The organism is Duganella sp. BJB1802 (assembly GCF_013369445.1).
GTDB lineage: Bacteria > Pseudomonadota > Gammaproteobacteria > Burkholderiales > Burkholderiaceae_D > Rugamonas > Rugamonas vulcania_A.
The window spans coordinates 58291-68090 of the sequence record NZ_JABWEF010000029.1 but is presented as its reverse complement, the minus strand read 5'-3'; the positions used below and the strand labels follow the sequence as shown (position 1 = coordinate 68090).

At 65.3% G+C, this 9800-nt stretch carries 9 protein-coding genes; all 9 read right to left on the bottom strand.

The genetic code is table 11. From position 1 onward, the window contains the following. Positions 1 to 55: 55 nt before the first annotated feature. Positions 56 to 409: a hypothetical protein gene (locus tag HUX88_RS30330; protein WP_176364178.1), complete on the bottom strand. Its 354-nt coding sequence runs from the start codon at positions 407 to 409 to the stop codon at positions 56 to 58. Positions 410 to 527: 118 nt separating this feature from the next. Next, complete coding sequence (locus HUX88_RS30325) at positions 528 to 1379, bottom strand: hypothetical protein (RefSeq protein WP_176364177.1); 852 nt, start codon at positions 1377 to 1379, stop codon at positions 528 to 530. Positions 1380 to 1688: 309 nt separating this feature from the next. Then, the gene (locus tag HUX88_RS30320) at positions 1689 to 2231 is read right to left on the bottom strand and encodes a DUF4123 domain-containing protein (protein ID WP_176364175.1); all 543 of its coding nucleotides are present in this window, start codon (positions 2229 to 2231) and stop codon (positions 1689 to 1691) included. Then, positions 2224 to 2973 carry a hypothetical protein gene (locus HUX88_RS30315; RefSeq protein WP_176364174.1) on the bottom strand — a complete coding sequence of 250 codons (750 nt, stop codon included), beginning with the start codon at positions 2971 to 2973 and terminating at the stop codon, positions 2224 to 2226. Before HUX88_RS30315 ends, HUX88_RS30320 begins: the two co-directional genes overlap by 8 nt. A 97-nt stretch (positions 2974 to 3070) precedes the next feature. Then, complete coding sequence (locus tag HUX88_RS30310) at positions 3071 to 4552, bottom strand: NAD(P)/FAD-dependent oxidoreductase (protein ID WP_176364173.1); 1482 nt, start codon at positions 4550 to 4552, stop codon at positions 3071 to 3073. Positions 4553 to 4557: 5 nt separating this feature from the next. Further along, positions 4558 to 5967, bottom strand: a complete 1410-nt coding sequence (locus tag HUX88_RS30305) for a radical SAM/SPASM domain-containing protein (protein WP_176364172.1) — start codon at positions 5965 to 5967, stop codon at positions 4558 to 4560. Beyond that, the gene (locus tag HUX88_RS30300) at positions 5957 to 6778 is read right to left on the bottom strand and encodes a hypothetical protein (protein WP_117010654.1); all 822 of its coding nucleotides are present in this window, start codon (positions 6776 to 6778) and stop codon (positions 5957 to 5959) included. Before HUX88_RS30300 ends, HUX88_RS30305 begins: the two co-directional genes overlap by 11 nt. Next, positions 6778 to 8193 carry a hypothetical protein gene (locus tag HUX88_RS30295; protein ID WP_176364171.1) on the bottom strand — a complete coding sequence of 472 codons (1416 nt, stop codon included), beginning with the start codon at positions 8191 to 8193 and terminating at the stop codon, positions 6778 to 6780. The genes HUX88_RS30300 and HUX88_RS30295 overlap by 1 nt, the downstream gene beginning before the upstream one ends. A gap of 9 nt (positions 8194 to 8202) precedes the next feature. Continuing rightward, the gene (locus HUX88_RS30290; protein WP_176364170.1) at positions 8203 to 9780 is read right to left on the bottom strand and encodes a ferritin-like domain-containing protein; all 1578 of its coding nucleotides are present in this window, start codon (positions 9778 to 9780) and stop codon (positions 8203 to 8205) included. Positions 9781 to 9800: the final 20 nt, after the last annotated feature.

The following is a 9800-nucleotide window of genomic DNA, read 5'->3' as shown; positions in this document are numbered from 1 at the left end:
ATTCCTATCCGTAAGAATAGCGCATAGGCTGTGTCCGGTGAATCAGGGGGCTATTTCAGTTTGTCAAAACCCTTTCAGCCATAGATTCGACGAAACCATCCGGACAAGTGCCATTAACTAGTTGCGATAGACACGCGCTCACACGATGCTGAATTTCGTTCACTCGTCGAAGTTGCTGTGGATGCTCAAGATTGTCTGTGCCGACTTCATAACTGTTGCGGCCTGCGACAGTTAATTCAAAGCTCAGCCTCGCTAGAAAGCGAAGCTGACGTTCAAATGGCAGCCGACCAATCCATGCTGCCTCTTCAGAAATTACATACATAGAATATATAAAACTTTGATCAATCGTCCGTTCTTGGCCGGTAACGGCCTCTTGGAACTTTAACTTATTTGACAGTTGTAAGGTCAAGTCTGAGCTAGTACAGTTCACCTCAACTACAGCCGGTCATCCACGGAGGATGGAGACTTGCGCAGCACGTAATCTGGCATCCCACTCTGCACTCAGAAGCAAATCATTAAGACACGAACTACCGCGTGCCTGAATTTAGCTCGTTCAACTCTTTCCTAAACTCTCCGAGCAGGCCACTTCTACCTGACGGGTTGGCGCTGAGGTATGTGCCATCTCCCCTCTTAATTGACGTTACCTTTAATGTGGCGACGATAGTTGTTTTCGGATTTTCCTTCACAGCATCAATAACCTTTTCCGTCACCCTAGAGGCCAACGCACTATAGGCTTCATTGTCATAACCCTTATCATTGATCACCAGGGATACACTTTCACCAACCGCCAATGGCTTTTCTAGCCTATAAGACCAAGGATCTGGCGTAAATGTGCGCCCGTCAATCGCCAAGGTCAGATCGTAGCCCAATTCGCTGATTGGAGAGCTCGTATTGTTCTGCAACGTTAAAGACAGATTGACGCTACGATTTTGCGGTCGGTCATATCCTTCCGGGTCATAAGCCCATGCCCCCTTGATGTCCTTCACGGTAACGCCAAATTTGCCGACTTCCTCTTTTTGTGCATTAGCTTTCGACTCTTCTTGCTCGAGCTCGTGAATCGCTGCTTTGAGCTGGGCCGAACGCTGCTCCTTCCACAGTGACTCGGCTTCCAATGCGGCTTTATGTACATCCTTTACCGTCATGCCATTGATAAAGCCGCGCAAGTCGCCTATGGTCATATTCCGCCGTTTCATGAGCGTGGCCAGGTCCGCATCGAATTCCTTTGCATTCTCTTTTGCCATGTCCGCCGTAATCTTCTTCAGAGAAGTCTGAAACGATTCGAACGATGCACCATCAATTTTTGGCGAACACGCAGTCACCAGAATTACGGTGGAAAGGATCATCAGGCGAGTGACGGCAGGTAAAAATCTAATTTCCATTGGACCTCTTTTTAGTTATAAATTGGCCGAGTTTGCACAGCCAACTTCAAGGCCTTGAGATTAGCATCTTGCTTAGTGGAAAAAATACACGGAATGTCACACCACGGAAGGTCGAGCCAGGCATAGATTGTCCTATCTCGTTTCATGGCGCATGTGACCTAGCAGCAGTATCCGGCGAAGGTCTAGGGGTTCAAATTAGAATGTTGCGTTGACCAACTGAATCCGCAGGCAGATGCTACCGATCGGCAACCGGACGTTTTGTGCCGGCGTAAGTACGAGCCAGCACACCTGATTCACATCGCCCAGCCGCTACTCCAGCGTCCTGCGGCGCATTGCGTCGTCATGCAGGGTGAATTCAATCGCCTTCTTGCCGCCGTCGCTCTCCGCGACGATCCGGGATAGTGGCCCGAGAAAAGTGCGGAACTCTTCGCTGGTGCATGTCGGAAGATAGGTGTTGAGTACGCGTGGATCGTAATAGCGGAAGGCCAGCAGTTTTCCGCCCTCGGTCTGGACGCGCAGGAATTTTTTGAGATGAAGACGCTGTTGAGCCAGCGTGACCTCAGCCTTGGCAACAGTGAAAATTCCCCATGCGTTTCCCCAGCCACGTTTCAGCAGCCTGCTTACTGCGACTGAGCCAAATGGCAAATGTATGAGATAGGGGGCCGCGGCCTGCAGCCGCGGGTGCATCTGCCCTGAAAACAGGCAGGCATGCTCCAAGCCGCTCGAACGGACAAGATTTTCGATATCAGGATCGCGCGCGCCGTCGAGCAGCCAATGGACGTGCCAGCCCTCCGTTTCGGCATCATCCGCCCAAAGTTTATTGATCAGGGGCTGCAATGTGGCCTCATTCATCCGATGACTCCCGAAGTTTTCGCATTTTCTCGCATATTTCGCAGAACGGCGTTCCATCGCGTGCAGCTTGCTCGAACGTTTCGGCCTGCGCGACCTGATTGTTGGCGGCTTCCTGCGCCTGTTCGGCCGCCTGGCGTGCCGCTTCGCAGATCTCGCAAAATGGCGTCCCATTCTTGGCGGCTTCTTCGAGCGCTTCAGCCTGTGCGATCTGGACAGCCGCCGATTCCGGCGATTCGACTTCCGTGATGGAAGACGGGGGGCTTTCCTCCGCTGTTATCGCGGGCACCTCGGGTTCCTGCACCGGTAGCGGTGTCGCCGGTGAGATGTCGCTCAGCAGCGGCAGGTCGGCTACCGCATTGTCGCTCGCGCTTGCTGGCGATGGACCGATCAACCGTCCCGGAGCGCGTGGCTGGCTGCATTCCTCCACAACCACCACGGCGCCCGTCGCCAGCCGCCGCGCAAGTGCGTGCTGCCATCCGTCCATGCCCGAATGTGCGCCAGCCAAGGACGTGCCTGAACGTTGCAGAATCGACTTGAGTTCGGAGCGGGCGCCCGGTTCGCCCAGCCAATAGCGCAGGTAGTCGAAAGCGTCGCCCGCCGAAGCAAAGCGGCGCCGGGTCGCCATGGCGGATGGCCGGCCCAATCCGTCCAAGCTGTGGGAAGTGTGTTCGACCAGCCCAGCGGACTGGTAGAACAGCACGCGCGTCGGATGGCGCCAGAGGCTGGCAAGCGGATGCTGCATTGGATGAAATCCCGACGTTGAAATCGCTTCGATACACCTTCTTTCTTGTTGATCATATCCTAAAGCCGTCGTCGTGGGCCAGGGATGATTTGTCGACTCAGCCGACGCTTTCCAGCAGGCCGTGCTGCCACAACCAGGCGGTAATGCGCTGGGCCTTGTGGCCGGGCATGCTGGCGGCAAGCTGGTTCAATAACTGGTTCAGCGGCAGCGGTTGCGCCAGCCTGGCCAAGTGCGGGAACAAGGCCTCGTTTTCCAGGAAGGCCAACGGCCGCTCCAGATGGGGATGGTCGAGCGCCGTGTGCAGGCATACCTGGTCGTCGATCACGCAGGGCAGCTCGACGATGGCCGCGCCGCCATGCAGGCGCAGCGGCAGGGCGGGGTTGAGTGCGGCCAGCGGCTTGAGCTCCGGCGGCTGGTAGGCGGCCAGCCGGGCACGCTCTGCGGACAGCGCGGCCAGCAGTGCCTGATGCGTTGTGCCGTCGCCGCCGGGCTCGCAGCGCGCGCGGGCTTGCCAGAACGGCCGGTCGGCGCACCAGGCCTGGCCGTAATACGCTTCGGTCCAGTGTGCGTGGCGCGCACAGGCCTCCACCAGCCGGCCCTCGATGAAGCGGCGAGCCAATGCGCGGCGGTCGTCGCGGTCGTCGGCCAGCACGGTATGCAGGGCGACCGCCGCCTGCAGCGAGAAGCGCATGGCCTTTTCCACGCCCGACGAGGATACCGGATCGAGCGCGAAGGCCGCGTCGCCCAGCTTCAGGCGGCCGTCCCGCCAACTGTCGGGCGCCAGGTAGGGTGTGGCCGAGCACATTTGCACCGCGCCCAGCAACGGAAGCCCGGCCGCCGCCCGCAGCAGCTGGCTGGCCGCGCAGGCCGCGCGCAGACGCGCCTCCGGCCCCGCCGGCTCGGCCTGGCGGGCCGCATGCGGATCGCAGACCAGCATCAGCCGGTAGCGCCGGCCGGGCAGGCAGCCGGCCCACAGCCAGCCGTGTTCCAGCGCTTCGACCTGGGTGGCGCCGCCCAGCTGCGGCAGGGCCGACTGGTCGACCTCGCCCCACAAGGCCGCCAGCCGGGGCGCGCAGGGGATGCCGGGCGCCGCGTTGCGTCCGCCGGCGTCGAGGATGAAGCGGGCGCGCACCTGCCGGGTCCGGGCCTCGCCGCACAACAGGCTGACGCGCCAGTCGCCCGCCGCGCCGGCCAGGTGCAGCAGCCAGCCGGCTGCTCTGAGCTCGATGCCACGGCGCTGCGCCAGCGCGCCAGCAGGGCGGCGTCGAAGCGCCTGCGGTCGACGATGGCTTCGAGCCGGCCCGCTGCGCACGTCGGGCGTGCGGCCGCGCCACAGCACCCGGCTGCCGGCGTGCGCGCCGTGAGGCACCGCCGCCAGCGCGTCGTTGGCGTCGAGCAGGTCGATGATGTTGCGCACGCCAGGCGTGAGCGCCTCGCCCACTTGCGGACGCGGCCAGACGGCGCTGCGCTCGACCAGCAGGACGCGGTGGCCCAGCTGTTGCAGGCGCAGCGCCGCGCTGACGCCGGCCGGGCCGGCGCCGAGCACCAGCGCGTCGATCGGACCGTCGCCGTCGCGCATCGGCCTCAGCCCGGCTTGCCGGCCGGCGCGGCGTACCAGCCGGGCGCCAGCTGGCTCAGGCGTTGATGCGCGCCTATCGTGTAGTGCAGCCAGCCACGTATGTAGTCGCAGGCGCTGCGCCCGCGCGCCAGCACCTCGTGGTGGCAGCCGCCGCCGCACAGGTAGCGCGCCCAGCAGTTCGAGCACGGCTCCTGCTTGTGCACATGGCGTTCGCTCAGCCAGATCGCCTGGCGCGCCCGGTCGATCCCGCCGTCCAGCGATCCCATGGCGCCCTGCGCGTCGCCGACGAAGCGGTGGCAGGCCGACAGTTCGCCGTCGGCCGACACGCCGAAGTAGCCGGCGCCGGCGCCGCAGGGGTAGGGCCGGTGCGTGCCGCGCTGCAGTTCGCGCAGGGCGTTCTGCATATTCATGAACGGATAGCGGCGCCCCTGCAGCACGTTCTGCTCGAAGGCCAGCCCGCAGGCGATCATCGCCTCCAGCATCTCGGCCAGTTCGGCCTCGCCCATTTCGGCGCGGCCGTTGGCGGCGCGCAGCAGCGGCGAGAAGCCGACGCTGTGGAAGCCCATGCCGATGAACAGGTCGAGCGTGGCCGGCAGGTTCATGTTGAACGGCGTGACGGTGACGCGCGCCGACACCTGCATGCGGCGCTGCATCGCCAGCAATGGCGCGATGCGCTCGAGGATGCGGTCGAAGGAGCCCTTGCCGCCCTTGAATGGCCGCAGCCGGTTGTGTTGCTCGGCCGCGCCGTCCAGGCTGACCGTGACGGCGAAGCCGTGCCGCTCGAAGAAGTCGGCGTCGTCCGGGCGCAGCAGGGTGCCGTTGGTGGTGATCGAGAAGCGGCAGTCGACCTGGCGCAGCGCCGCCTGCCGGCTGGCGTACTCGGTCACGCTGCGCAGCACCGCGCGGTTCGACAGCGGCTCGCCGCCCATGAAGGCCAGGTTCACCTTGGCGCCGGGCGCGGCCTGCGACAGCAGCAGGTCGACCGCCTTGATCGCCTGTTGCTCCTCCATGCTCTTGGCCTTGTCGCCGAACTCTCCCTGCTGCGCGTAGCAATAGGTGCAGCCGAGGTTGCACTTCTGCGCGATCGCCAGCGACAGCGCGTGCAGCGGAGGCGCGGCCAGCGGGGTGTCGTCGATCAGCGCCTCGGCGCGCAGGCCGCAGCTGTCGACCAGGCCTTGCAGCACGGCCGGGTCGTCGCTGCCCAGCGCCGTGCGGAACTGCTCGGTCAGCTCGGGCGGTAGATGGTACAGGCGCGTGCCGTTGACCATCAACAGCTGCGCGCCCCGGGCGTCGTCGACCAGGTGGGCGTGGCGCTGGCGCGGCCTGGAGGCCGCCGCGATGCGGCTGCTCAGCGCCCGCGCCAGGGCCGCGCCGTCGGCCGCCGTGGCCTTGGCGGCGATGGCGTCAGGATTCATCGGCGTCCTTGCCGCGGATGATGAAGCGCAGATCCTCCTGCCAGGACTTGAACAGATCGTCGTAGGAGTACAGCCGGGTGTCGGTGCGGTTGTCCGGGATGTAGGTGCCGGTGCGCTTCTTGGCGAACCACATGTCGCCGTGCGACAGGCCGTCCACGCCCGGCTCGACGTTGACATAGTCGGGGCGCGAGGCCGCCCAGTAGTAGCAGGCGCACTCGCGGTAGTCGTTCTGCCACGGCGCGCACAGGCCCTGGGTCAGCTCGCCCGGCCGCAGCAGCGCCGGGTTGAACGCCGCCGTGTCGGGTTCGAAGAAGGTGCGCAGGCGCAGCTCGACTGTGATGGCGGGCGTGTCCTTGGCCAGCACCTCGGTGCTGGCGTCGGTCTGGGCGGTGAACTCGCAGCTGACCATCTGGCCTTGCAGGTGCAGGATGCGGGCGATCGAGTTCGACCATTCCATGAAGGACACCGCGTTCGGGTTGGCCACCGAGGCCAGCGTGCCCGAGCTGCCGTCGGGGAACACCGGCCCGGTGGTGTTGACCATGGTGCCGACCGGCAGGCCGTCGAAGCGCAGCAGGCGGCGCGTGACCAGGTGCTGGAACTCGGGCTCGGCGTCGATCACGTAGTTGTTGTTCTCGACCAGCACGATGCCTTCGAAGGCGCGCCGCCACAGGTTGCGGAAGTCGAACTCCAGGCCGGGGAAGCAATTGGAAATCGCGCTGCGCGGCAGGATCGAGGCCGGATTGCCGGCGCCGCGATGGTGGATCTGCGCGGTCAGGTTGTTGGCGCTCAGGCTGGGCTGTTTGGCGGCCATCACAGTTCTCCTGCAGTGTTGTTGGGTTGACGGAACATGGCGTTGCGGGCGGCCTTGACCACCATGTCGATGTGGCGCCGCGTCAGCGTCAGGCTGCGGCCATCGGCGCCGCGCATCAGCGCCGGCATCTTGCGCAGCGCGATCGCCGACAGGTCGCCGATCTCCTCGGGCAGGCGCAGCGTCTGGGCGAACCACGGCGCGCCGCCGGCCGACAGGGCGCTGAACACCCGCTCGTGCAGGGCGCGCAGCGCCAGGTTGTCGACCAGCGAGGCGGCGGCGATCGGCTCGTAGTAGCGCTCGAAGTCGCTGCTGTTCTGGCGCACCATAGTGCTGGCCACGTTGAGGCGGCCGTTCACCGGGTTGCCGTTCATGACGGCCGTGTTCATCAGCCGCACCGTCTCCAGCGCCCGCAGCACCAGTTCGGTGGCCTGCTCCAGCGACACCTCTTCCTCCTGCACGGTGGGGCCGTGCAGCAGTTGCTCCATCTCGTCGGAGACCACGCGGATCGGCAGCGTGTCTGGCGCGTAGGCCGGCGGGCCGGCGCCGATGGTGGCCTGGGCCGTCAAGGTGCCGCCGTCGGCCAGCTTCAGCACCACCCGCACGTGGCCGTCGCATTCGTCGTCCAGGTAACCCCAGCTGACCTGCTGGCCCTGGGCGTTGGCGTAGCCGGCGTAGATGCCGGCCGGGTTGGTCAGCGTCGGGCCAGTGCCTTCGGTGTAGTTGAGCCAGTCGCCGCGCACCGCGTCGTACAGCACCAGGTCCTCGTTGTCGATGATCGGGTCGTCCACCAGCACCGGCACGCCGTCGGCCTGCGGTTCCAGGCGCTGCATGCGGCTACCGTAGACCTTGCCGGCGGCCGGCGTGTAGCGCAGCCGGATTTCCGGGAAGTCATCGGTCGGCGCGATGAATTGCACGTGGCCGAGCGGCAGCTTCTTGCCCAGCTTGAAGTTCTCGCACCAGCCGTCCAGCGCGTGGCGGGCGTGGTCCTTCAGGTTGAACAGGTTGGCGTGGATCTGATCGTTCGGGTTGTTGGTGCGGCGGTAGATCTTGATGTTGCCCAGCTCGACGTCCCAGTGCAGGTTGGCCAGCGCCAGGCCGTGCTTGGCCAGCAGGGCGACGGTCAGCGGCTGCAGCTGCCCGGGTTCCTCGCTGGTGCGCGCGTACACCTCGAGGAAGGGGGCGACCGGGCGCACCAGCTTGTCCTCGTCCTTGAAGCGGATGTTGTCCGGCACATAGGCGCGCACGATGCGGCCGCTCTGCGGATCGACCTCGAAGCTCTCGCGCGGCACGATGCGGCGGTAGTTCATCGGGCTGTCCGGGTCGGTCTCCAGGTCGAAGGCTTCGAGCGGCTCGGCGGCGCCGCCCAGGCGGGCCACGGCCAGCGGCGGCAGGATTCTCAGTTCCAGTATCGGCATGATGGTCTCCTAGAGCAAGGCGGTGTCGATGCTGCCCGACAGGATGCGCAGGATCAGCTCGCGCATATTGCGGTCGGCCTCACGCAGCGACGCCAGGTAGGCGTGGCGGGAGGCGGGCGTGAGCAGCTGCAGCGCCTCCACCACGCTGGCCGAGGCGGTCAGCAGGTCGAGGTGGCCGCGCCACTTGTTGGCCTCGCCGAACGGGCTGTTGAGGGTGTAGGGCATCTGGAAGGGCGGCCCGGCGTAGCCGGCGTCCGGGTCGTCGGCCGAGACGGGCGACTGCATCAGGATCTCCGAGATGGCGCGCAGGTTGTACATCTCGCCGAAGGTGGCGTTGACGATGGCGCCGCGCGGCGTGATCGCACCGGCCGCGTTCAAGCCGCCGTACAGCGTGAAGCTGTGGATCAGGTAGGTCAGCAGCATGCGGTAGCGGATGTTGTGCAGCGTGGCCCACAGCGCCGATTCGGGATGGCTGATGCGGGTGGCGGTGGCGCTCTCGTCGCTGCCCTCGTCCTCGGGATCGAGCGAGACGTAGGGATTGACGGCGACCTGGCGCGCCGGCGCCCAGGTGGCGCGGCCGCCAAGCAGGCCGGCCTTGCTCTCCGGTTGCAGCGCTTGCCATTGGGGCGCGGCGAAATCGGCCGGGCGCGCCGCGCTCCAGTGTTCGGGCGCGAGCGGCGTGTGCTCGATCAGTTCGCGCATCTCGACATAGATGCGCAGGAAGCGCACGAAGTGCGAGGCGGTGGTGCCGCTGGTGGCCTCGCCCTGCTGGGCGATCGCGTGCAGCGCGGCGACCATGTCGTCGCGGCAGGTCTGCGGCACCACCAGCACGTCCGGCGTCTGCGTCGGCTGGCCGCTGGGCCGTCCGCGATGACCGCCCTGATAGCCTCGGCCCCACTCGGCGAAGTCGGCCTGGGCCGGCAGGGTCGAGGCGTCGAAAGCGGCGTCGGGCAGGTAGTCGGGATCGGCCACCAGCGGAATCAGGGTGTTGAACAGCGCCGCCACCTGGTGCGGATTGTCGGTCTGGGCGTGCACGCGCAGACGGATTTCGTCGCCCAGCGCGCCGCCGTCCCAGTCGACAGGCGATTCGGCGTACACGTACTTGGCCAGCGAATCGAGCGTCAGCGGCTCGAGCGAGAACGGGAACGGGTAGAACGGGGAATCCCAGGGCTCATCCTCGCGTTCCATGTGCAACGGCGAGCCGATCAGGCGCAGCGAGTTCTGCACCGAGATCAGGTGGCCCATCTCCTCCTTGGCGATGCCCAGTATCACCTCCTGCCAGGTACGCACGCTGTCGCGGAACACCTCGGGCACTTGGGGGCCGCCCAGCGAATAGGCGGCGTACAGGTATTGCACCATCAGGCAGTGTTCGATCTCGGCGTCGATCGACAGCAGGTAGGTGATGTAGTCGCGCGGCGAAAATTCCAGGTTCAGCGCCGGCGTCTTGGCGGCCTTGGCGGCGGTCGCCGGCGCGACCGTGCCGCGCAACAGCTGCGGCGTGGTTGATGGCAGGCCTTGTTCGGTGCCGGTGCGGGGCAGCAGGGCGGAGGGGGCGCCGAGGTGGCGGCGGATCTGTGCAGCTCGCATTTCTTGTCCTTCTCATGTCG